General features: G+C 38.2%; 19 protein-coding genes. 9 read left to right on the top strand and 10 right to left on the bottom strand.

Features of this window, described 5'->3' with window-relative positions; genetic code table 11:
- Positions 1-64: 64 nt before the first annotated feature.
- From RCC89_13470 to RCC89_13480, 3 genes are all read right to left on the bottom strand, one after another.
- Positions 65-265: a hypothetical protein gene (locus tag RCC89_13470; protein WMJ74167.1), complete on the bottom strand. Its 201-nt coding sequence runs from the start codon at positions 263-265 to the stop codon at positions 65-67.
- Positions 262-774 (bottom strand): hypothetical protein, encoded by a 513-nt coding sequence (locus tag RCC89_13475; GenBank protein ID WMJ74168.1) that lies wholly within the window; start codon positions 772-774, stop codon positions 262-264. The genes RCC89_13470 and RCC89_13475 overlap by 4 nt, the downstream gene beginning before the upstream one ends.
- A 1,211-nt stretch (positions 775-1,985) precedes the next feature.
- A complete protein-coding gene (locus RCC89_13480; GenBank protein ID WMJ74169.1) occupies positions 1,986-3,023 on the bottom strand; it encodes a Fic family protein in 1,038 nt (345 codons plus the stop codon).
- Positions 3,024-3,975: 952 nt separating this feature from the next.
- Between RCC89_13480 and RCC89_13485 the strand changes: the two genes are divergently transcribed.
- Positions 3,976-5,193 (top strand): ISL3 family transposase, encoded by a 1,218-nt coding sequence (locus RCC89_13485; GenBank protein ID WMJ74170.1) that lies wholly within the window; start codon positions 3,976-3,978, stop codon positions 5,191-5,193.
- A 268-nt stretch (positions 5,194-5,461) separates the two neighbouring features.
- Here the strand turns inward: RCC89_13485 and RCC89_13490 are convergent, their stop codons facing one another.
- On the bottom strand, positions 5,462-7,066 hold the full coding sequence (locus RCC89_13490; protein ID WMJ74171.1) for a fumarate hydratase: 1,605 nt from the start codon (positions 7,064-7,066) through the stop codon (positions 5,462-5,464).
- Positions 7,067-8,597: 1,531 nt separating this feature from the next.
- Between RCC89_13490 and RCC89_13495 the strand changes: the two genes are divergently transcribed.
- Entirely contained in the window at positions 8,598-9,899 is a 1,302-nt protein-coding gene (locus RCC89_13495; GenBank protein WMJ74172.1) for an SEC-C metal-binding domain-containing protein, read from the top strand.
- A gap of 165 nt (positions 9,900-10,064) precedes the next feature.
- Here RCC89_13495 and RCC89_13500 read toward each other — a convergent pair whose 3' ends face one another.
- Both RCC89_13500 and RCC89_13505 read right to left on the bottom strand, forming a co-directional pair.
- Entirely contained in the window at positions 10,065-10,643 is a 579-nt protein-coding gene (locus RCC89_13500; protein ID WMJ74173.1) for an NAD(P)H-dependent oxidoreductase, read from the bottom strand.
- 54 nt (positions 10,644-10,697) lie between these two features.
- Positions 10,698-11,297 (bottom strand): Crp/Fnr family transcriptional regulator, encoded by a 600-nt coding sequence (locus tag RCC89_13505; protein ID WMJ74174.1) that lies wholly within the window; start codon positions 11,295-11,297, stop codon positions 10,698-10,700.
- A gap of 200 nt (positions 11,298-11,497) precedes the next feature.
- Here RCC89_13505 and RCC89_13510 point away from each other — a divergent pair, with 200 nt between their 5' ends.
- Positions 11,498-12,223, top strand: a complete 726-nt coding sequence (locus RCC89_13510) for an acyl-CoA desaturase (GenBank protein WMJ74175.1) — start codon at positions 11,498-11,500, stop codon at positions 12,221-12,223.
- 95 nt (positions 12,224-12,318) lie between these two features.
- On the opposite strand, the gene RCC89_13515 is transcribed toward RCC89_13510, so the two are convergent.
- From RCC89_13515 to RCC89_13525, 3 genes are all read right to left on the bottom strand, one after another.
- Complete coding sequence (locus RCC89_13515) at positions 12,319-12,765, bottom strand: rhodanese-like domain-containing protein (GenBank protein WMJ74176.1); 447 nt, start codon at positions 12,763-12,765, stop codon at positions 12,319-12,321.
- 351 nt (positions 12,766-13,116) lie between these two features.
- Positions 13,117-13,326, bottom strand: coding sequence for a DUF2892 domain-containing protein (locus RCC89_13520; protein WMJ74177.1), 210 nt, complete (start codon positions 13,324-13,326; stop codon positions 13,117-13,119).
- Positions 13,327-13,464: 138 nt separating this feature from the next.
- Complete coding sequence (locus tag RCC89_13525; GenBank protein ID WMJ74178.1) at positions 13,465-14,901, bottom strand: T9SS type A sorting domain-containing protein; 1,437 nt, start codon at positions 14,899-14,901, stop codon at positions 13,465-13,467.
- A gap of 274 nt (positions 14,902-15,175) precedes the next feature.
- Here RCC89_13525 and RCC89_13530 point away from each other — a divergent pair, with 274 nt between their 5' ends.
- The 5 genes from RCC89_13530 (at position 15,176) to RCC89_13550 (ending at position 21,081) form a co-directional block, all read left to right on the top strand.
- Positions 15,176-16,516 carry a cytochrome P450 gene (locus RCC89_13530; GenBank protein WMJ74179.1) on the top strand — a complete coding sequence of 447 codons (1,341 nt, stop codon included), beginning with the start codon at positions 15,176-15,178 and terminating at the stop codon, positions 16,514-16,516.
- 231 nt (positions 16,517-16,747) lie between these two features.
- Positions 16,748-17,167, top strand: a complete 420-nt coding sequence (locus tag RCC89_13535; GenBank protein WMJ74180.1) for a hypothetical protein — start codon at positions 16,748-16,750, stop codon at positions 17,165-17,167.
- Positions 17,168-18,092: 925 nt separating this feature from the next.
- Positions 18,093-18,764 (top strand): hypothetical protein, encoded by a 672-nt coding sequence (locus RCC89_13540; protein WMJ74181.1) that lies wholly within the window; start codon positions 18,093-18,095, stop codon positions 18,762-18,764.
- Between the two features lie 145 nt (positions 18,765-18,909).
- Complete coding sequence (locus tag RCC89_13545; protein WMJ74182.1) at positions 18,910-19,122, top strand: hypothetical protein; 213 nt, start codon at positions 18,910-18,912, stop codon at positions 19,120-19,122.
- 480 nt (positions 19,123-19,602) lie between these two features.
- Positions 19,603-21,081: a T9SS type A sorting domain-containing protein gene (locus tag RCC89_13550; protein WMJ74183.1), complete on the top strand. Its 1,479-nt coding sequence runs from the start codon at positions 19,603-19,605 to the stop codon at positions 21,079-21,081.
- A 268-nt stretch (positions 21,082-21,349) separates the two neighbouring features.
- Here RCC89_13550 and RCC89_13555 read toward each other — a convergent pair whose 3' ends face one another.
- Positions 21,350-21,553 (bottom strand): hypothetical protein, encoded by a 204-nt coding sequence (locus RCC89_13555; GenBank protein ID WMJ74184.1) that lies wholly within the window; start codon positions 21,551-21,553, stop codon positions 21,350-21,352.
- Positions 21,554-22,228: 675 nt separating this feature from the next.
- Here RCC89_13555 and RCC89_13560 point away from each other — a divergent pair.
- Positions 22,229-24,775, top strand: a complete 2,547-nt coding sequence (locus RCC89_13560; protein WMJ74185.1) for a T9SS type A sorting domain-containing protein — start codon at positions 22,229-22,231, stop codon at positions 24,773-24,775.
- Positions 24,776-24,864 lie beyond the last annotated feature (89 nt).

Consider the following 24,864-nt stretch of genomic DNA (forward strand, 5'->3'; position numbering starts at 1 on the left):
CTAAACCGACAAATTACATTATCTTCATGGGATTGAGTAAAACCTTTTTGAAAAAGTGTGTCTCTTATAATTTTTCAAGTTCACCAGAAGTAGCAATTTCAAAAGTGATATCTACATCTTTAGTGGGACGGACATCATCAGCAGAAGGATCGTCGATATAAAGACTTACCACCGCCCCACCCACATAAACAACTTTTTCATTAAGCTCTCCCAAGGCTTTAGCTATCTTTTTAGTAGCTTCTCTATTGATGTGGGTATTTTTCATAATAGCCGCTTTTTAAGTTCTTCAACGGCCAGCCTTTTTTCCCTTGCCTTTCCTACCCGTAAAGCATCCCCTAATGCCATCAATTCATAAAAAAAAGAATCTTTCAAGCAGGCTTCCGGTACTTTTGGATGAAGAGGTTCTATAGCTTGTCCACGTACTTGCCCTTCTGCATAAGGCCAAACATAAGGTTCTTCACTTACAATTTCATCGCTTAAAGGTTTTGCAGAATGTGCCGTAGGCAATCCTCTTAATAAAGCTCCTGGCTGTTGTGGATAAACATAGCGTAAGCCATGCTCCAAAAAATCCAGGAGGGCGAGCTTCATTAACTTCTTCTTATCAGGGGAAATTAATCCAGCTATAACAGATCGATTGATACTTTCACTAATCTCACTGGCGCTGATGGCTAATTCATAAGATAAATCTTTCATAAGCCAGGGTTTGTTTCCTTTTGCAGCAATTTTAAGCAAAACAACCACATCATGAGGACGCATTCCTGTATGTTGTTTCATCTTTTTATCTTGTTAAGAGGAAGCAAGGTAGATAAAAAGTTGCAAATTCGCAATTCGCGATTCGCGAATTGCGAATTTAAGAATTATCAGAACTATGAAACTCCTTTTCCGATGCCTCCTTGGCAAAGGAAACAAGTACCATATTGCTTTTAATATGTAATTATTGTCTGAATCAGAATTCTCAGAATTTAAGAATTAACAGAATGAGAATGCCAACAATCCAATCGAATGATTAAAACTGTAACCGCTACTTATACTAATTCCTTTTCCGATGCCAAGTACCATATCGCTTCTTATTATACCCAAGCTCCTGAATTATTTTTTAAACTAAAGCCATACACAAGAGTATTTGCCTTAGTCTAACATGACCCCTCCCTAATGCAGATTATTTAATCAAACCCTATTTAATATTAGGGTTACCCATTTAGATATCTTATGTGTTATTAGCTTACATAGGCTCGCTTAGTTACTTTTTGCCTCGCCGGCAGGGTCTTACTTTTTTTCTTAGACAAAAAAAGTAAGCAAAAAAGTCAAGGCCTGTGATGAAATTTGCTAAACTTTATAACCATTACGCTAAAAAATTTGAAACTCACCCTCCTTGCGTCGGGCTCAAACAGCAAATTTTTTGGCCGCTCCATGCTTATAAAGTTCTTAACGCAATTTCATCAATGGCCGCCTTATTTTCTAACAATGGCACATACCACCATTCAAAGAAGGCTATTTAAAGCATTTTATCTTACAAAAAAAACTTATTACTTCCTAGAGACTTAAATGGGTAATCCTATTTAATATAATGTATAGAAATAAAGAACGTCCATTCATTACTGCTGTATTAGGATTTTCATATTAAAAGCTGTATTTCAATACTTTAATAAATATTAGAATAAGATATATTAAAACTTATCTATGCTCTTGTTTAATTTTGTCAAGTACATGATAACTAACCTTAGATGCAATTAACTCTTGCTCGTCTTTATTCAATTGCTGTGAATACGATTTTTCGACTCTTTTAAAAGGAACTCCAGAAACACAAAATGATTTGTACTTTAAATTTACGGTTATATGAACCTCCAATAGATTTAAGCTTACCCCTGTTTTCTTATAATCCCTCCATTGGTACAATAAAGCAAATTCCGAAACATCTTTTGGTGAAAGAGCTGAAATTTGATCTGCAGAAAAATAATTGCGATTAAAAATCTGATCAAAATAATTTATAGAACTTTCTTTACCATTATGTCCATTCCATTATTAACTGTAAAAGAGTGTTTATGAGTTATAAATAAATCATTAAATTTTATAAGTTTTTGATGAACTAGCGTAAAAAGTGGTTTTAAGGATTCTTCATATAATTTTTTTACTACTTCATCATTTTTAGTAACAACTTCACTCTTTTTATCAATTTTGGATTTTAGTAAAGCAATTTCCTTATCCAAATCATCCGGTTCTTCAATGCTTTCCCCTTTGACCGCTTTATGCACCAACTCTACCGACCTATATAATAATCCGAGCATCAAGTCATAATAAAAACCTTTAGGTGCATCATAAGCCTGCACATCGACCAGGTACTTGTAATACGCATTTTTGTCTGCACTATTAATAATTACAGGAGGATAACCATAAGAAATGAGTATCAGGTTCATCAGGATACGGGCTGTACGGCCGTTTCCGTCAAAAAAAGGGTGAATGGTTAGGTAGCGTATGTGAAACTCAAAAGCCAAGATGGCAGGATGAATGGCATCCTGCTTTTTCACCTTTATTTTATCCGTTTCCGCACTCAGCCAGTTGATCAGGTTATGCATCTCCTCCTTTACCTGAGATGGTGGAGTGAAGGCAAACTTTTCTCCGGTATAATTGATGATTTCATTATCTTCCTTCTTCCACGCTCCTACCTGCGCTTTCTTCTTCGGATCTTCTTCATGCATGATGGCACGGTGCATTTCTTTTATCCCTTTTTCTGATATATTTAGCTCTCCTTTGCCTATTTTTAGGATTTGCTGTATTACCTCATCATGGCCTTTCACCTCGAGCACATCTTTGATGGGCTTACCGCTTATGGTAATATTACCAATCATGATGCTTCGGGTTTCGGACTTGGTAAGGGTATTGCCTTCCATAGAGTTGGAATAAAAATTCCAATCCAGTCTAAATTTATAGTTGATCTTGTTCAGCACCGCATCGGGCAGTTCACCCAGCGCATCAATTTCTTGCTTCAGGGCATCAATGGCTGTTATTTTACCAGCAATATCCATATATCAAACCTTTTAATCTTCATGTATGAATGCAGCGTTATTTAAGTTTCTGAAGATCCAGAATATCTTAGCTCCGGCTTAGACCTCATAGATCACCATTTTCTGATCATCCATAAAAGTATAAAATAAAAGCGAAGTTAATAAAAATACCAGCACAAGCATCCTGCCTACCAAAACACCTACACACATCCCATAGCTATACAAGGCTTTGGCAAAACCAAAGCTATAGCATAAGTGCATCTGGATCTCCTTTAAAAGCCCCCCTTAAAAACTTAAACTTTATCCTGCCCAGTCCCTAAGCTATATTAACATAACGCAGCACATTATGTAACAAATGTATAATTATTGTCTGAACCAGAATTCTCAGAATGAAAGAATTACCAGAATGAAGACTGCCAACAGTCAAGCGAAAAAATTTGAATACCTTAGAGACTATTGGTAAAGCATTTCTAATGATGACACTGCCACATAAAAGTTAAAAAAGAATGTCATCTTGAGGAGCGAAAGATCTGTTAGTACGAGAGCTGCAATGTTTGTCCATTGTTTATTGCCTAATGTCTGAATCAGAATTCTCAGAATTTAAGAATTACCAGAATTATGAAACTCCTTTTCCGATGCCAAATACCATATCGCTTCTTATTATACCCAAGCTCCTGAATTCTTATTTAAAATAAAGCCATACACAGAGATATTTGTCTTAGTCTAACTGGCCCCTCTCTAAAGTAAATTATTTAACCAAACCCTATTTAACATAATGTAAAGATTGGTTGGCTTGAGTCAATTATATACCTATCCCTACGGCGATCTTTTCACTAACCCTATAATGCGATCATTAGACTCTTGATTTCCTTTTCCTCCTTAAATTAGTTCACTTGTTTGATTAAGATACTCAAATTTTTGGGTCTATATGATTTACTGTGGAAAGGTGATATAATGTAGTTATTTTTACAAAATGAACAGTATCGAAATATTTCAATTGGCTTTGCAGTTAACAAAGCCTTGGTCGGTAACCGATGTTAGGTTTCAGGAAGCATCCAATGGTAAACAAGAACTTCATATAACCATTAGCTTTGAGCGTGGTTTCGTATTTGAACCAGAAAGTAAAGTTCATGATACTCAATATAGGACTTGGCGTCACCTCAATTTTTTTGAACATGAATGTTATCTTCATTGCAAAGTCCCTCGAATCAAAACAACGGATGGAAAGGTAAAAACCGTGGAAGTGCCGTGGGCTAGAAAAGGAAGTGGTTTTACTTTGTTGTTTGAGGCTTTTAGCATGGCTTTGATTGAGCGAGAGATGCCCGTGAACAAAGCAGCTGATTTAGTGAATGAGTACCCACAGCGCATATGGAATATATTTAACTACTGGATACAAATTGCCTATCGGGCAGATGATCAAAGCTCGGTGACCCAATTGGGTATTGATGAGACTTCTGTAAGAAAAGGACATGATTATGTGACCGTAGCAGCAGATTTGGCTACTCGCCGTGTGATTCATGTTACTCCAGGCAAGGATCGGCACACTATCGGAAGAATTAAAGACCATTTAAAAGCAAAGGGTGTTGAACATCTGTCAATTACCGACGCATGCATTGATATGTCTACAGGTTTTATCGCAGGCATGCTCGAACATTTTCCTAACACCTCGGTAACATTTGATAAATTTCATGTAGTCAAACTGCTTAATGAAGCTATGGACGATGTACGTAAGCGAGAAGTCCGAGAACACTCAATACTTAAAGGACACAAATACACGCTATTAAAGTCCACACACAAACTTAGCGCTAAACAGAAGCAGGACCGGCAGGTACTTATTGAACTGTTACCAACTATTGGGAAGGCTTATCGGTTAAAGACCTTATTTCAGAGCTTTTGGGAGTTTAAAACAAAAGAAGAGGGCTCTGCTTTCTTGGCTTACTGGTGTGACCTTGTTGAAGAGGAAGGCTTGTATGCCTTCAAGAAGTTTGTAAACACAATAAAGTCCCACTGGCAAGGAATTACCAATTATGTCGAGTCCCAGATTGCCAATGGTGTCATGGAAGGGATTAACAGCAAAATACAACTAGCTAAAAGAAGAGCTCGTGGATATCGGAATATTACAAATTTTATCAACATGATTTACTTTATTTCCTCTAAATTGAAATTCAATTACCCACAGTATTCCACATAGGGCCAAATTTTTTTTCCTATAGTTAAAGAAAATTTCCAGCTCTCATAAGACAATGTTGGTTCTATATGCGCTTAGGCCAGCTTGAAAAAACAAAGACCGCCCCCCTGCTCTGTTGTTAAAGACCGTTAAAGATTTGCTGATTGATCTTGGCATATGTGTACGCCTTCACAAAGATAGCATTTGGAAACTAAGCAATAATGGGATCTGAGATTATATTTTTAAGGGCAACCCAGAGTGGAGTTGCTGCCAACCCCACTCTGGACCCTCTTTACAGATTGGCGAAAAAATCGTTCCCCTTATCATCACAAATGATGAAAGCAGGGAAGTCAACAACTTCAATCTTACGAATGGCTTCCATTCCTAATTCAGGGAAATCAACCAGTTCTACAGACTTGATATTTTCTTTGGCCAGTATTGCTGCTGGTCCACCGATGGATCCTAAATAAAAACCGCCATGATTTTTGCAGGCTTCTCTTACTTGTGCAGACCTATTACCTTTTGCCAACATAATCATTGATCCACCATGACTCTGGAAAAGGTCTACATAGCTATCCATACGTCCAGCTGTGGTAGGACCAAAACTTCCTGAAGGCATTCCTTCCGGGGTTTTTGCCGGCCCAGCATAATAAACAGGATGATTCTTAAAGTACTCAGGCATGGGCTTACCGGCATCCAGCATTTCTTTCAGCTTGGCATGGGCTACATCACGGGCAACAATCAGCGTACCTCTCAACATCAAACGGGTTTTAATCGGATATTGAGAAAGCTGTTTCAATATCTCTGCCATCGGACGGTTCAGATCTACATCCACCGGCTTCTCTAACTGAGGTGCCACAGCAGGCAGGAAGCGCTCCGGACTGGTTTCCAGTTGCTCCAGAAAAATGCCTTCTTCTGTAATTTTTCCTTTAATGTTTCTATCTGCCGAACAGCTAACTCCCATTCCTACCGGACAAGAAGCAGCGTGGCGCGGCAAACGAATTACCCTTACATCATGAGTCAGATATTTCCCGCCAAATTGAGCACCAATAGTACTTTCCTCACAAATACGCTGGATTTTTTTCTCCCACTCCAAATCACGAAAAGCCTGTCCGCCCTCATTTCCTGTGGTCGGCAGATCGTCATAATATCCTGCAGAAGCCATTTTAACTGCTTTTAAAGTCGCCTCAGCAGAAGTCCCACCAATTACAAAAGCCAGGTGATACGGAGGACAAGCCGAAGTACCAAGGTCTTTAATCTTAGTACGGACAAACTGAGTTAAACTTTCTTCGTTTAGCAGGGCTTTAGTTTGCTGATATAAAAAGGTTTTATTGGCAGATCCTCCCCCCTTGGCGAGGAATAAAAATTTGTATTCGTTCCCTTTCTCCGCATATAAATCTATTTGAGCAGGCAGGTTGGTTCCGGTGTTTTTTTCATCAAACATCGCAACAGGAACCATCTGTGAATACCTTAGATTGCGCTGTTGGTAGGAATTATAAACTCCTTTGGAGAGCCACTCATCATCATCTCCCCCAGTCCATACGTTTTCCCCTTTTTTGCCCATAACAATAGCTGTTCCGGTATCCTGACAAGAGGGAAGCCTCCCATCCTTGGCAACCACCGCATTTTTAAGAAGGGTATGAGCAACAAAACGGTCATTATCGGTGGCTTCCGGATCATCCAGAATTTTAGAAAGCTTTTCCAGATGAGAGGAACGAAGGTAAAACGAAACATCCGTCATCGCTTGTTCTGCAAGCAATTCTAACCCCTTAGGATCTACTTTTAATATCTTACGGCCTTCAACTTCGACAGTGGATACGAAATCCTTGCTAATCAGCTTGTATTTAGTGGTATCTTTTCCCAGAGGGAATTGCTTTTGAAAAGAAAACTCCGGCATCAGTGATAGTTAATTAGGTTAATCAGTTTAAGTGAAAATACCCTGTCAGTTCAGGATATTTGCAGGTTTAAAATTAAGAACTGAAAGGGAATAAATAAAGCGATACTTACTTTATTGCATAAAGAAGTTAAATACAGGGTTTTATTTAACACGTTTGGAGCCAAGCACCACCCTATTTTCAAAAACTGACCCTTTTTCTGCTATTGTGCTATCATCACTTCTGAATTCAATTTTGGTAACTCTCCAGACAAACCTCCCCTGCTCAGATGTCGGAACGGGTCAGGCAAGGGCGGTTGTTTTTGTTTTTCAGGGGAAGTTAATCAAGGATTTTAATTGGCAGAAAACCAAAAATTAACCGTCATTGCGAGGCGTAAGGTAGTAGTTGCTAAAGTTCTTGGTATGAAATTTTAAGGTTTTATCTTCTTATAAAACAATGCCGCGGCAATCTGTTTGAGGTAAGCTGTGTTGGTTGATTTACGGGGGGGTAATCAAAATAATAGGCAGTTACCAGTGTCTGCCAGTCTAATACGCCGTCAGGTCTTTTGGACGCTGACGGGTATTTTATGATGGTTAGTAGCTACTGCACTGATGATTATGGAGCTGTTCTTTTTGTCTACTTTTCGGCTCTTACCTCCCTGTTGTTGGTGTTTTCACCAACAACAGGCGAAAAGTAGATAAAATGATTTGCTACGATAAACTAAAGCAGAAATAAAACCTTTTGCTCTCTCCCCGCACCCGTTGCAGGGTCTGTTGGCAAGTAGCAGTATCCGTAGAATGCAGTATCCATAGAATACGTCTTTTGAAAAACCACTTTTCTGCCAACTTTTGACAGATGCCGGAACGGGTCAGGCAAGGGCGGTTGTTTTTGTTTTTCAGGGGAAGTTAATCAAGGATTTTAATTGGCAGAAAACCAAAAATTAACCGTCATTGCGAGGCGCAAGGTAGTAGTTGCTAAAGTTCTTGGTATGAAATTTTAAGGTTTTATCTTCTTATAAAACAATGCCGCGGCAATCTGTTTGAGGTAAGCTGTGTTGGTTGATTTACGGGGGGGTAATCAAAATAATAGGCAGTTACCAGTGTCTGCCAGTCTAATACGCCGTCAGGTCTTTTGGACGCTGACGGGTATTTATGATGGTTAGTAGCTACTGCACTGATGATTATGGAGCTGTTCTTTTTGTCTACTTTTCGGCTCTTACCAGTTTGGAGCTTACCGCAAGTTTAACTGTTAGTTTCTAACACTATGTTTCACTCATACCTTAGCCATACCAATAAAAAATCGGCATTAAAATCATAATTTTATAATATCCGTCCTTTGTTATAATACCCTTCTGCGAACTCTCAACAGATGCCGGAATAACTCCGACACGGAGAAAGTGACGGAGTTTATTTTCTGCACTATTAATATTAATATAAGGCAATATCTGTAACTTTACATATATTTAATCTGGATTATGCATTAGATTTCAGGTTTAACCTTATCTACAAATAGGATTCTTAAAGTTCATCATTAAGAGAAATAAATTGTTTAAAGATGTCTAAAATAGGAAGAAACGAGCCATGTCCATGTGGCAGTGGCAAAAAGTATAAAAAATGCTGTGAGGCTTCTGATCTAAAAAAAGAAATTGAAAAAAGTCAGCCTGTCAAAAAGGAAAAACCATTATTTATAGAAAATGACTCTTTTCCAGAGCCATCTGAGGGTGAAGATGCAGAGGTTTACCAGGATCCGGATCTCAGCGAAGAGGAAAATCTACTTGTAAATGAGTGGTATGAACACTATGACAATTTAGAAGACCTGGATGAAATGAGAAGCCATGTAGAAGGTTTCTTGGAAGCATACCCTCAACTTGCTGAATATCTGGAACTGGAGGTAGCTTATGACCTAGGGGAGCAGTACAGGGAAGAAAACCGAACAAAAGAATACATCGAATTTCTTGACTTACTAAGAACAAAACACCCTAATATCTACAGTCAAAATGCAGGATTTTATGATACTGAAGTAATTATGTATCTCATTTCCTGTAAAGAGTTTGAAAAAATACCAAAATATCTGACCAATATAAAAAATGACCCAGACGAGTATTTTGATCAACTGGAAGAAGTATCAGGATTGTTACTTGCTGTCGGTCTAGATGAATTGGCGTCTGACCTGATCAAAAGCACTCTACCAACGGTTATTAATAATAACGATCTTTTCTATTGCGAATCTTTATCAGTCAAGGCATTTTTTTGCTTGTTACCATCATACCTTCATCCGGTGTATTCAGACAATGGCGTAAAAAGCTTTATAAAAGACATCGATGAGTCATTCGGACTAAAACTAGATGAAACAATATGGAAAGCGAACTTTGCCAATTTTCATAAACCATTTAAGGAATGGCCTAAAAGACTTAACAAAAAATCAGAAGACTATACAAGTTTCGCGACAGGGGTCTCATATAACTTTGCCCGTTATTTACATGAAAAATATCAATTGCCCCTTACAACCGCTCTTTTTTCCTCCTTCCATATCGGGCAGTACCTATTAGCAGCTGCACCAGAAAGTAAAAAACTAAATACTTTTGACTTTTCTCCTGGTTTAATGGATGAGGTCCTTTGCCGTCTACACATTTCATTTATGATACCGGACATAGCCCAACTACTGTGTTCGCTGAACTCTATTTATTATTTCGCTGAATACCTTGAACTGTGCGGAAACTTCACCTCCGATGAAAGAAGAAAAGTGCAAGAAAATGTAAAAAAACTAAGGGATACAACACTTTCAGGTTTTAAAGAATTTAGGTTTCCTGAAATGCTGTGTTTCCCAGATTTCCCATTCTGGAGTGAGGAAGTTTAGCCACAACACCTGGAATATGCATTAGAACTTTCTATTGCGTATTTCAGGTTTAAACAAAACCATAGCTATAGCGACAGACAAATAGGTAAGCCGATAAAAAATCGGCTCTACAGAAATATCGGACAATCCAGTGAAGCTCCTGTAGCCCACCAACACAAGTCTTTTTCAGTCCATTTTCCTACCCAAGGTTTCAATTTTCTCAAGCCATTTCTCACGAAAACGATCACTGGACATCCGTATCGGGCCAATGCTTGTGGTCTTTACAGGTTTGATGCCACAGAATTCAAGGGTAAGGTTTTTTATGGCCCTAGTAGATGGTCTACCATACACCAGCCGGTAATAAAGGGTTGGTTGGTCCATAGTGGTGATAATTCTTGCTGTTCTTCCTTTCAGCAACTTATCCCACCATAGTGAATTGGGTCTTTTGTTGAATGCAAACCCGGGCAAAAACACCCTGTCCAGGAAACCTTTGAGCACAGCCGGAGCCATTCCCCACCATACAGGGTAAACTACAACAATATGCTCAGCCCATAAAATATCTCTTTGAGCCTTTTCCAAGCAAGGTTCCAGATTTGTTCTTTTTCTGTAGCCCATAGCCAGGTTAGGATTAAAGTCAAGCTCTCCGGTATTGATAACCCTTACCTCAGAGCCGGAAGCTTCCGCACCCTGACGGTATGCTTTGGCAAGCGCATAGCAATAACTTTCTTTGTCAGGGTGTCCTTGTATTATAAGTATTTTCTTCATGTTCCTGTTTTCTGTAAAAATCAGGATAAAGAACTAGAAACTACTTCACAAATGTTAAGAAAATTCATTTCTGATCCTGCTTAAAGAGCCGGGAGCAATACCAAGATAAGAGGCTATGTCCTGCATGGGGACCTTCAAGAAAACTTCATTAGGCATACTTTCCATTAAATGGGAATAACGTTTTTTGGCTGTCATAGCCTGCATCATCCTTATCCTTTCAAACTGACATGAAAAAGCCTCTTCAACAAGCATCTTAGCCAAACGTTCCACCTTAGGGTATCTGTCAAACATACTAGATATAAAACTATAAGGAAAGTGCAAAAGCTCACAATCAGTCACTGCCATTAATGACTCATCGGAAGGTTTATTGTTAATCAGGCTATACAAAGAAGTTATAAACATCCCCTCCCAAGCCAAGTGGGTATTTATTTCCCTGCCTCCTTCATCGGTCATATACAAACGAACAATACCTTTCTGAATATAAAAGACATCTTTAACAGGTTTTCCGGGAACAATAATGGCATCACCTTTTTTTGCGTGTAGCTGTGCTGCCTGAGCAAACAACAGCTCCTTCTCTTCCGGTCCTAAAAAATTAAGATATTTTGATTGAATTGGTAAAGAGGCTTGCATAAGCAGCAGTAAAGTTCTATTCATGCAAATTTATATTTTATAGCATTGGCATCAACAACTTTAACGAATATAATATTATAAATACCGTCAGATAGTTTTCCCACCTAAGTTTTACAGAAAACAGAAATGTTCTACAGGAAACATTTTTGAAAGCTATTAGCTTATTATATTAATTAAAAAAGGAGTATATCGTCTAAATCATAAATTTTTTATAAATTTAAAGAATGGGAATAGCTATTTTATTAATTGTACACTGGTATAGTTCGTTATTTTTTCAATCTGTTTTTCATCACCGCTATGCGGCTCATAACATTTTTTCCATGTCAAGAGGCTGGGAAAAAGCTTTTTATATAGGTTGTTTTATTTGCCAAGGGTCATCTTATATAAGTGCCGGAGCTTACGGAATAATGCACCGCCTTCATCATGCATATACAGATACCGAACAGGATCCTCACTCTCCTCGACATACAGGAAATGCTTTGCTGATGATGTGGCAGACACGTAACAATTATATTAATATCTATAAGGGCAAAACACCTGTTGATAAAAAATTTACAAAAGGACTGCCAAGTTGGGATGCTTTTGATAAAATAGCCCACAACTGGGTTTCAAGGTTGATATGGGCAGCCATATACACAGGACTTTATGTATGGTTTGCAACAGATTGGTGGATGTTTCTTTTCCTGCCGGTCCACTTTGCTATGGGGCCTATCCAGGGAGTGGCCATAAACTGGTGGGCGCACGTTTACGGATACGTGAATTTCAAAATGAATAATACTTCCAAAAATATCCTTCCTGTCGATTTAGTATTCTGGGGAGAAGCATATCACAATAATCACCATAAATATCCTTCGAGACCTAATAATGCAGTGAAATGGTATGAGATTGATTTTGGATATATGATCATGAAAGGTATGCACAGACTGGGCATCATTAAGCTTAAAACATAATGGAGCTTCCCTCCTTTATTTTCTGTACAAGCTGAGTGTTTCTTTTTCCGTGGTTGGTGCCCCCACCAACCACCACCAAACCTAAAAAATCAATTTCACTCCATTGGATAACCTTTGTCTATCCAATCTACTTTTAGGTTTTGTGGTAGATCCAGAAGCTTGTGATCTGTAAAACCTAAATCGTTCAGCAAAGAAAAAGCTGGTCGCACATTCGGGCAGTCTTTAAAAGGGCAGCAACCACAATAAATGACAATATCAGCATCTTTAGAAAGTCCCCTTACCTCCTTTTCAAGTTTTTTTAGACTGCTTTCCTCCTGTGTTTCCCCTATGTATATAGACTGTTTTATGCTCCCAGAAGGCCCGATGTTGAAAATATAGGTTTCAAGAGGCTTCTCTTCTTTAATAATCTGGTTCAGTTCAGACGGTGGCATGAGCTGACTTTCCTTCCAAGGTTCGTCCATAGACTGAAAAGGCGCTTTATTAACAAAAGCACAAAACAAAACCAGTAGAAATAGAGATGGAAATAGACCTTTTGCTTTCATTGCCCGAGTATTTTTTTCTTCTAAAATAAATTAGCGATTACTTTAAGTATTAAAATAATGCTTCATCTAATACTTTAAAAGCAAATTGGTATAAATTTTGTCACTATTTCTACTACATCGTGCGATTTAACAACAAGGACTTCGGAAGAGGAATTCCGAAGCCCGATATTTTAACTGGATTTGCATTAGATTTCGTAATGAGGGACAAAAAACAAAAAATCAGCGTATTTGGTTTACAAAGCATAGTGGTTCTATGGTTAATAACCAAATGCGAGCAAAGCGTCTGATTTGAAGTTATTTTGCCACGCAATAGAAAGTTCTAATGCAGGTTTAAATGATAAAACCGCACACTTACCGCCTCTGCCCTGTCACGGCACAGGAGTTCCTACCGATCAAATGGTTGACCGGACAAGTGGACATTATAGATGTAAGCAAGGAATAAGCCCCAAGCAGTCCAATGATTAAGCCCAAGGCCTGCATTACCACAAAACCTACAATTAATAACACAAGTCCAACAATGGCCCTAATCAGCCTTTCTTTACCACAAACATTTTCTACCATACAAACCTCCTTTTTATTTTAAGAACATGAAGTTTACATGATGAATTCACTTTGAAAGAGTGATAAAAAAAGGGCTTTTAATACTAAAAACCCTTTAAATTGTCTAAATCAAAGAAACAAGTTGCTAACAAACTATTTTTACTCCTTCAAGATCTTGATAATAGACTCACGATGGTGGACATCAATTAGTTTTACTATATATAACCCTGGCTTCAGGTGTGCTACATTAATCTTATCACCACCCTCTTCTGAAAGAACAAGATTTCCAGAGACAGTATAAACATGGACATTGGCAATACCTTCAGCCACAATATATAGAAAATCATTTACAGGGTTTGGATAAACAAAATGCTCTGGTGCTGGCGATGCTTCCCTCACACTAGTTGGAATATCCATTACGCCACTAATCTCATTATCAATAACAGAGCCAATTAAAGTTGTGGAATGCTCTCCCCAAGCAGAACTTCCCCTAAAGATCATTCCTTTATGCGTAGAAAATGTCGCTCGATACCCAATGTCAAATATCACATTAAGAGAGCAGTTTGCTGTGTCAATATAAGGTCCAGGAGTTAAGTATGATGCAAAAGTAACCGTGTCTTCACCTTGGACTTCAATATAAAGAGGATCAAAAAAGTAAATGCCCCAGGCTTCAATTTTGTCATATTTTAGCCCAAACCAGCTAGTGTTATTGCTCAGGATCTTTCCTTCGTCTACCTTTAAAAAAGTTGTGCTAGTATCTTTGGTACCAGTTATTGAACCGTTGTTATCATACGTAGTCCTGATTATATTATATTTAATAGTATCGGATGAAGTATATGTAGAAACAATAGAATCTCTGGAATAAGTGGTTATTTCTCGTCCAAATCTATTTAAATAGTGCCGCCATAGCAATACATCACCTTCTCGCAAGGTAAAATAATCCTCAAAGCCTGGCTGTTGATACCCTTTTTGGATACCATCTCTAGAAAATCCAATCAGTTCATAATAAGGGGGAAGGTCAGAGTTGCTATTTGTTAAAAATTCATTAAAAGGTAAAAATTGAACAAGTCCATGTGATTTGGAAAGTTTAAACTCAATACCTTCGTATCTGTCACTGCTACTGCATAAAAAGGTTTTGACAGAATCCTGTAAGCCTAATACCTCACCCATAGACGCACTAGTACATTCTATATGTAAACCATTTGTTTCCCACTTATCCCCTACTTTACTGTTAGGCATAAACAAAAAGGAGTCAACATCTTCTGTAGTATCCATTACAAAAAAAACAGAATCATTAATAGTCACTAAACTATCTATTTTTGTAAGATTAAAAAAGTTATAGTTATAGACATGAATAAAATTCCTAATACTATCCCTGCACCCTGGAGAAAATTCTGAAACAGTGTTAAAGTACAAATAACTAATACCATCTATGTTGACTGACGAATCAGCTAGGAAATTTTCAACAATAGCAGAATCACCGTATTGCTGTTGATAAAAGCTATTCTGGTTTTTCACAAAGAGATCCCAGTTTTGGGAATAACAGCTAAAGTGAAAGCACAAAAGAATTAAAAGTGTGGTAATGCTAAATTTCATAAAAATTAGGTTTATTGTACGAAAGTAATCATTTTTTTTATAAACCTACACATATACACCCTTTAAAGAACAAAGTACCGCCTTGAACGACAAATAAAACCTAACCGCATTACAAGAACCATTAACTTAACCTTTTATAAGTCAACACATTTTAAAACAACCTAATTTAAAATATTGCACCCACTGCCCTTTCAAAATTTCACCAGAAAAAATCTTTGTACTCCTGATTTGGAATTGTTACTTTACAATAGTTTTTTCTAGAAAGAATTCTTATATGGATAAAAAGATATTAAAAACAGACCGCTTTCCATTCAACTGGATTGAAATGGGCAAAGACCCGCTGAAATTTTTTGCGTCAAGAACGCTTAAGCACAATGACATGGTTGACGTTGGTTTTTTCCCAGGAGTTGCGACCTATATTTTGACTAATCCAGATTTTATAGAGCATGTACTGGTAAAAAACAATCGCAATTATATTAAAAGCAAATCTTATTTGGCAGTTAAACGGCTACTGGGAAACGGTTTATTGACCAACGAAGGTGAGTTCTGGAAAAGGCAGCGTAGGATTGCCCAACCAGCTTTTCACCGCAAGGTGCTGGCTGGATTTACAGACTCTATACAGGATATTACGAAAGAGCTTTCCACGCAGTGGCAGGAAAATATGAAAGCTGGTCAGGCGGTAATCAACATTGCGGATGAGATGATGAAGCTCACCACCAGGATTACTTCAAGACTTTTGTTCGGAACGGACATCAGCAATAAGGAAGAAGATGTTGTACACTGGGTTGGTGAGGTAAACCATTGCGCCAGCAATATGATCAAAGTCCCTTTGTTAATCCCTCTCTGGATTCCAACGCCCAATAACCGCCGGTTTATCAAAGGACGTGATGCTTTGTTTAAAATAATAGAAGACATTATTTCTAAGAGAAGAAGTTCTAAAGAAAACAGCTATAACGACCTTCTTCAGATGCTCATGGACGCCAGAGACGAAGATACAGGAGAAGGCATGAGTGATGAGCAATTGCGTGACGAGGTGATTACCTTGTTCTTGGCTGGCTCTGAGACTAGCTCCAATGCCATGACATGGACTTTATACCTTTTCAACCAAAACCGCGACAAAGAAGAAAAAGCACGTGAAGAAATCTGTAGCATACTAAAACGAGGACTTAACGGTTTGGAAGCCATGAAAGAAATGCGTTACCTCAGTGCATGCATGAACGAATCTTTACGGATTTTTCCCCCAGCTTGGTTTTTAGGAAGAGAGGCCTTGGAGGATGATACTATTGATGGTTATAAAATTCCCAAAGGCGCACAGCTGTATATTCCTGTCCATGGTCTACACGTAAACCCTGCTTGGTGGAGCCAGCCAGACAAGTTCATACCGGAAAGGTTTGAGGAAACAAGTGATAGGCCAAAATATGCCTACTTTCCTTTTGGAGGAGGCCCAAGACTTTGTATTGGTGTTGAACTGGCAAAAATGGAGATATTGTTTTCACTGTTTAAATTACTCCAAGAGTTTGAGTTTGAAAATATCAATGACAACGCCACCCCAGAAGCTTTAATTACTTTAAGACCTAAAAATGGCTTATTAATGAAAGTAAAAAAAAGAGGATAATGTAGTTTTACATTTACAATCACACAGAATCAGAGACTTTAGTACCTAAATGGACACAGGACTTGGTGACCCTAATCTAAATTCTACTGACAGAATACGTTTAAAGGGAAAAAAGGCATTATCCAGTTTAATGTATCAGGATGGTCAAACGCTTCTGGACACTTTACCTTGTGGGATGGCAGCAGGTGTGTTTATGGAGGTTATTTTGCAGAAGCAAACAATGTTATGTTTATGGCAGCTAAACTAAAGATTAAAAATATAATATGGTTCATCGCAATTTCGCTGATGGCCGGATGTGCCACAAGCACCGGAAACACCAAAAGCTCTTCTCTAAAAGAAGATACCGCTAAAAAACTAACAGAGGAACAATTAAAATTAAAAAATGATGCTTTTTGCGCTTGCTTAGCCAAAACTTCTCCTGAAATGGAGGAAGCTTTTACGAAAGATGGAAGCGCTGCCGGATATTTGGAAACAAGCTCCTACAGCATAGATGCTTTTACTACTGTATTTGAAGCTGCCGGTCATTGGGCTGCAAAAGATTATCCTTCAAAAAACAGTAAAACCCTGGGTGCAATGAAGTGTCTAGACTTTTACAACAGCCAAGAGCTTGAAGAGCTAATCAATTCACTTGATAATGAACTTATAGAATAAATACATTTGCCTTTTACGATAGGTTTCTCAAGAATTAAACTTAAACTCCCAATATTACTAAGGTACTTTTCATAAGCTCGATCAATTATATTATTTAGGGCGCGCTGAAAAACGCCCAAAATGTTGACTTATTTATATTTGTGTAAAAATTATGAGGGATAGGTGCAAGGGTTTTTCGGTTATTTCTTAATTTGCCGTGTACAGTAAATTGAGAGACTTTTAATCCAATACTTTTTTTGGGCTAGCCACAAGCGCACAATCTACTTTATGGCCTTACATTCGAAGTATTCCAATACGTCTTCATGTAAGGCCATGCGTATCTTGCACACTTGTGACTTTTTTAGCAGGCCCTATTTAAACCAAACTTAGTCTTGCAAAAGATAAAAATATGTTAAAGATCTTTTAGACGCTTTGCGACCAATCAAAGGAAATAAAATTAAGTACACTTTAGCCAGGTTTTAAGCATAATCTGTTATTTTAAGTAATTTAAAAAGCAAGCCCTTGTTGGCGATGCAAAAGCACATAAAGTATTAGATAACTAAATGAGTAATCTCATACGTTTTTAATGCTTTTGTCTACGATAGTAAAGTGAAAGCCATCGTTTACAAATTAGGTGTTGATTGTTCTTCAGATTTCATATTAATTGCTGCCTCAGTAAATTTTTTTAAGATGGGAAAAATGTTCAAATTGAAATAAATCATTTTTAGTGCTTTAATGACAACCTCCATTAGTACATTCGAACAAACACTCACCTCAGAGTTTATACGGAAGGGTATATCCTCGAGTTGGAAAGAGGGCAGCCAATAGATATTCACGACGAATATACTATCATAGGGTTGTTCGTATATGCTCTTCAACTCAGCAGACTTTCGACGGGAAGATGTGCATTAGAAAAAGTCTTTTTATGAAATGAAAACACAGTAATATGAGAAATGAAAGAAGTGAAAGAATTTACCATCCATGGCTCCATGATTGGAGCCATGATGGTTTAATTCAAATTGAAGATACACCCGATAGTATTGAGGAGGATGACTATAAACTCGATGAAGGTATTTTATGCTCGAGCTGGTTTCCAGAAAACGTTCTGTTCGAAATGAGTGAGGAGGGTGGAAAAGTTCTTGCGGACTCAGTTCCGAACCATGCCTTATTGCACATCGTTTCCCCAAGACTTAAAGACCTACTCGAAATTCATGCTAAAGACTGTATTGAATTCTTACCAATTGGTATTCTGGATCATAAAAAGTTTCCAGTTGAAACTCCGTATTATATTATGAATGTATTAAGGACGTTGCCGTGTATGGATGAAGAGCGCTCTGATTTTGTGCGTAGTGCAATCGATAAAAGTCAAGTGCACCACATCAAGCGCCTGGTTCTGGATGAAGATCAGATTCCAGACGATGCTAATATTTTTCGCTTGGGACAAGAACGAGATTTAATCCTTGTGCGATCCGATCTGGCCGAGGCGATTAAGAGGGAGGGCATGACCGGCATTTACTTTATGGCGATAGAAGATTACGGAAAGCAATACCGCAAGAGTAATCGCGAGGAAATGATTAAGCGTCTATTGGCGGAGAAGGGTAGGTTGGGGAAAGAATAGGGTTTCCGTATCCCTAACAAATCTCGCCTAGAACTGTATCGAGTAAAAATTAACCGTTAGTGTTCAGATTGAGTATGGAATTTAAAATATCCGCATTTTCAGAGCAGGCCAATATAGAGTTACAAGACTTAACATCAACGAACTAATGTCGAATTTTCATTATCTCCCTTTGGCGGTAAAAAACACCAGTATTTCGCTTGAAGATATTCTGTATGAGTTAAAAAATACTAATTCTTGGGAGTACAAGTATATCTACTTTGAGCGTATATCTAGCCTGTTTAGGCAAATGGGCATAGGCGAGTTCTTGTTAACCGATGACAGTACCAAACTGCACTTTAAGAACACAAACGTCAAATAGTAGGGTTGTGCCTTCTAGTTATTTTACCTTTAGCAAGCAAAAATGAGCAATCACTACTACAATATAAGCCATTAAAATCATCACCCCTCTCTCTACATGTTCCATTTGATAAACTATCGTCGATGAACCCCAAAAAGGATCCAACCAATAAAAGGCGAACCGTTAACCCTCTATAAAATACAATTTTCATATTTTTTAGTGTAATGTTAATATAGTTTAGCAAATCACACCACACCTGCCCCGGTCAACAGTATACCTTAACTTTTTTGTGTACTTTTTTTGTCAACAAAAAAAACAAAACCCCTGACGGTGAGTCCAAAAAACTTAAATTTTATATAACTAAATAAATAACCACATTACTTTTTATTGCCTTTTGTCTACGATCGTAAAGTGAAACCCATCGTTTATAAATTAGGTGTTGATTGCTTTTCAAATTGCATATTAATTGCTGCCTCACTAAAATTTTTTAAGATGAAAAAAATGTTCAAATTGAAACAAGTCATTTTTGGTGCTTTAATGGCAACCTCCATTAGTGCATTCGGACAAACACCTGCCACAGAGCTGATACGGAAGGATATCCTCGAGTTGGAAAGAGGGCAGTCAATAGATATTCACGGCGAATATACTATCATTGGTAGCAAGTTTGGCAAAGCTGGGTCAAATGGAGCCGCTATGCTATTTCACAATGACAAGTATATACGTTCCTACAGAACTTCACCGATTTATTCCCATGATGGACTTGGTAATCCAAAAACCGTAGGTATAGGACAGCAAGCCATTGTTCTTGGAGCCCCTCTTTTTAAGGTCAATGACCAGGAAGTAGGAAAAGTAAGCATCATCAACAAAACATGGGATGGGACGCATTATAATTTTTATGTGGACTATAATTTTTATGGAAGTCCTGATTCAAAGTTTGGCGAGGCTGTAGCTACTAGCAGCGACTGGGTTGCTGTCGGTGCACCGGAAAAAGATGTTGAAGGTGGCGTAGCCATGTACAAAAGAAACTCTCAAGGTGTTTGGTCGGAAAAGTGCTGGTTGCCTTTACCTGACTTCGAAAATGCCCCATTCCGGTACCCCTCTTTTGGAGGAAATCCTTCACCATTCCCTAGCCCTGCGAACTTTGGAAGTTCTGTTGCTATGGACAACAATCATTTAATAGTGGGTGCTCCAGGCAATGGTACATTCTATATTTATGAGCTACAGGGCGATTGCTGGGTTTTTAAAAGTGAATACACTGGCAATAACCATATGGGGCATAGGGTGGATATCTCAGGCCAACACGCAGTTTCCTGTTCTGGCGGTTTTGTGGAAATATATGTAAAACATTGGGACAACACTTGGATACCTTACCAGACAATTGAAACAGACGACCATATAACAGACGTAGCTGTGGAAGCACAACGTTTGGTACTCGGAAAATCTAATGGAGGTAGTGATGGGCAAGGGGAAGTAAGCTATTATCAGCAAGAAACCTATTTTAATGGTTCGACATGGGTATTTAATTTCCGAGAAGTCGGCAAAATGCACGTAGATATTAACGCCAGTCCTAATGATTTACAAGAACACACTTTACTTGGCTATTCTGTGGCCATGCACAATGCAATTGTAGTATCGGGGGCGCCAAATGCGTATTATGAGACTGTTGCAGACGGGGCAGGTTTCAGAGCTCCTTTCTATGGCATGGCACCTCTTTCCAAAGCCCACAGTGAAGTTTTGGCTACGGAAGATATTTTCGAAGAATCCTCTTTGTCTCTTTATCCTAACCCAGCAGTAGATGTGGTAAAGCTTTCATCAAATAGCAAAATTGTCTCTGCTATGGCAATAAGTACTGTGGGAGTAACAAGTAAACTCTCCTCCCGGGGCAATGAGATTGATGTTTCTTCTTTAAAATCCGGTTTGTACGTTATTACCGTAACTACGGAAGAAGGAATGGTTAAAGAAACTATATTGGTCCAATAACCTTTACCCACTTTTAGCCGGGCAATCTTTTAAGCAGACAGGCTATCCAGATCCGGATAGCCTGTTTCTTTAATATTGAAACGAAAAGTTATCAGGTCAAATATAATATACCATACTTCAGATTAGGATAACATTTTTTTAATCTAGATTATGCATTAGATTTCGTAATGATGAGCAAAATAAAATTAAACCACTACTTTTGGGTCGAAAAGCTTAGCAGCGCTATGGTTAAGACACAAATGTTAAATAGTAGGGTTATGCATTCCAGTTATTTTACTTTTTGCAAGTAAAAATGAGCAACCGCTACTACAAAATAAGCCAATAAAATAATCCCCCCTCTCTCCACCTGTTCCACTGATAAACTATTGTCGATGAACCTAAAAAAGGATCCAGCTATCAAAAAGATAACCGTTAACCCTCCATAATAAAAGAGTTTTTCAACTATTGCTTTCAACCATTTAGCATTATTCATTTTTCTATAGTTGATATAATATCCAATCACTATTTAGCATATTCGGAATGCCTTAATGTTGGTATATTCTAACCTAAAGATTAATTGTTTTCACACCTTAGCCTAACCACGTTCAAAATTACTTTTTGAAAATCATCTAGAATCCAATTAGCCCAGAATTTACAATAAAAATTAAAGAGAGATGAGATTTCATAATTAGTGTAAAGAATCAGCTTTGTTTTTGCAGACTTAACTTTTTCTATATTATACCCACCAGATACAATAATAAAGTGCTTTTAAGAAAACTCTTCCAGAGGAGGTTGTCCCCACCAGCTAAATTATAAGATTAACTATTAAAAGGAGAGTAAGACCATTCTCTGTATTTGGACTGATTTCAATTTCAAAGAATACAAGTATCGCTTATAAAGCCAAACCTGGACTTGGTAAAACAATTTCCGTCTTTCGTAAAACCAACCTTATCTTACCCATTAATTTCTGTTACTTTTATTCTTTATCCTGTATGTGCGACAGAGTGTTACATATCACGGACTTTATTTTTTCTACTGCAATAAATCAAGTGTAAACAATTTAAAATTAAAGTGTATGAACAGACAAACTTTACACATTTTTACAATTATCTGCTTTTTTCTTTTTTTGCAGGAAACAACTGCGCAGCAAAAACTTTTTCCGGGCCAATTGACAAAGGCTGTAAATTTCGCTGAGAAAACGCATTTCACTGACAACACGTTGTTTATTTCGGATTCTGAGTATAAAGCTCCGGATCCGAACTGTGGCCGGGGTTATGGGGCATTGTATACGTATAAACAACAGTCGGGCAACTGGTCCCAGCACCAACTTTTCTTGCCCGATGAAGGAAGTACGGAGAATAAATTTGCCCGGCACTTTTCTTATAAGCTCAATTTGCTGGTTTGTTCAGCGGAAAGAGAAAACCACTCAAGCAATACCCCAAGGGCAGGTGCTATATACGTATATAGAAGGTCAAGCTGGGGAGGAAACTTTACGCGTGTTGCCAAAGTATTTGCCCCCTCCCCTAGCTTTGGAGGTGAATATGCAATAGGTGGTGTAGCCACTAACGGTATTCAAATAGTAGTTTACGACCGTAACCAGTCTCAGCTTTACCTTTATACTGCCTCGGGATATTCCGTTAATCTGGTAGGTTCTATGAATATAGGAAACGATGCCGGAACCATACAAGGGATTACGGATCAAGGTATAGTAATAGTCCAGAATGAAAGCTCTGTACGCTTGTTCAAGGCACATGGAAATGGCTTTACTGAAATATCAGATGATCAGATTTTACCTTCCGGAAACTGGGTGCTTGGTGGCAGGGCATCTGTAGACGGGAATTCTGCGGTATTTGAAACTTACAATGTTTTTGGTTCTGGCTCCCGTTGGGGAGGTATAAGAGTTGTTAAGTTTGGATCAGATAACGTTCAGAATGTCTCTGACATAAACTTCTCTTTGGGACTGTCCTTCAACAACTACAATTCTGTTGACCCTCACATTAATAACAGGACAATTAAAGATGTATACATCAAAGAGAACAAGGGTATTGCGGTTTCCTTCTATAAGCGGAATGACTTTTCATATAGAAACCGTGTAGCTTTGCTTAATTATGTGGATGGACAATATAGAATGGCAGATGTAGTGAGCTCGCCAAGAAGTTACTTTTATGAGTATGAAACTGAGGAGTGGGGAGCCTCAGTTGCTTTGTCAGGAAATAACTTATTGTTTGTTGGAGACCCGGAAGATAAAACCAACGATAATCTTACCGGTAATCAATGTACCACGCAGAATCCATCTGGGGCTTTATATGTATATGACATTCAAACTCCGGAAAATGGCCCAAATAATTCCAAGGTATTTACCACGACGTTTCCTGAAAGGCATAATTACATAGGGCGCTCTCTTGCTATATCTGGAAATTACGCATTGCTGGGTCATGATCTTGCAAAAGATGTGGAAGAAAACGGGGGCGCTGTTTCAATATTGAAGAAAGTTAACGGAGAGTGGCAGTTTATAAAAAAAATCCACAGTATTAACGGGCAACAAGGCGAAGTGTTTGGCGTGGATGTAGATATCACAGATAAATTTGCCGCAATAGGTACCAGACTAGGAAATAACCGAGGCGCTGTCCAGCTTTACCATGTGTTGTCCTCTTCGGGCGAAAAGATAGAAGACGTTGATGCACACAGAACTATCGTATGTCCAGTTGCAAGAGACCATATGTATTTTGGAGGATCGGTAAGTATTGAAGGGGATTATCTGGCTGTTGGTGCTACCGGAGATGTTACCAAAGGACTCCGGGCAGGTGCTGTTTTTATATATCATTGGAATGGTAGTAACTGGAGTCTGGTCCAGAAGATAGTACCGGACAAGACGGCAGATAATCAGTATTTTGGATCTAATGTAAAGTTGAAGGGAGGCCTCCTTATAACTATGGGGGTTGATGATTCCAAAGGTGTTGTTTATAGTTATAGGTGGAATGGCAGTGCATATGTTAACCCGCAAAAAATATTTTCACCCATTAGTGGGGAAAATGGCGGTTTTGGTTCGAGTATTTCTGTTGGCGAAAACTACATGGCCGTAACTAATTCAAATTACTATAACAATAATAATAACAATAGGGGAATGGTTGCCCTTTACAGAAAAATCAACAACTTCTGGTATTATGAGCATACTATAATAGGGGAAAATTACCATTATATTGGTGCCGATTGTGCCCTGGAAGGTTCCAGACTTATAGTTTCATCTGGCATACACCCAAAGAAAGTATATCGATTTGAAAGGAACAATGGTGTGTGGCAGGAAGTAGGAGCGATTGAGATGGATTGGACTATATCTCCCATTAAGGTAGGCTTGAGTGGCAACGATGTCTTGATCGGGGATTCTTTCTATGATGACTATCATGGCCGGGCATTGATGATGAACTTCCACTCTATAAGTGGTGCGCGCTATGGCTATTTTGATGAAGACGATGCTGAGGATCTAAAAGTGCAATCTGGCTTTATCTATCCAAATCCTGCAAGTGGTGGAAAGGTAACAATTTCAGGCACTAAAGAAATTCAAAAAATTGAAGCTTATTCTTCCCATGGTGTCCTACAAGGGCAACTTAGCTTTGACAGAAACGAGGTTGATGTTTCAAGCCTTAAGCCAGGATTGTATGTTTTGTATATTTATGATAAGGAGGGACTAAAATCGGATAAATTAATGATTGAGTAAACCATATAACCACCGGACACTTTTTTGTCCGGTGGTTATGATTTTCAGCAACTTATACTTTATTCTCTTACGAGAAGGTTCCTTCTGCT

It is taken from the genome of Cytophagaceae bacterium ABcell3 (assembly GCA_030913385.1).
Classification (GTDB): Bacteria; Bacteroidota; Bacteroidia; order Cytophagales; family Cytophagaceae; genus ABcell3.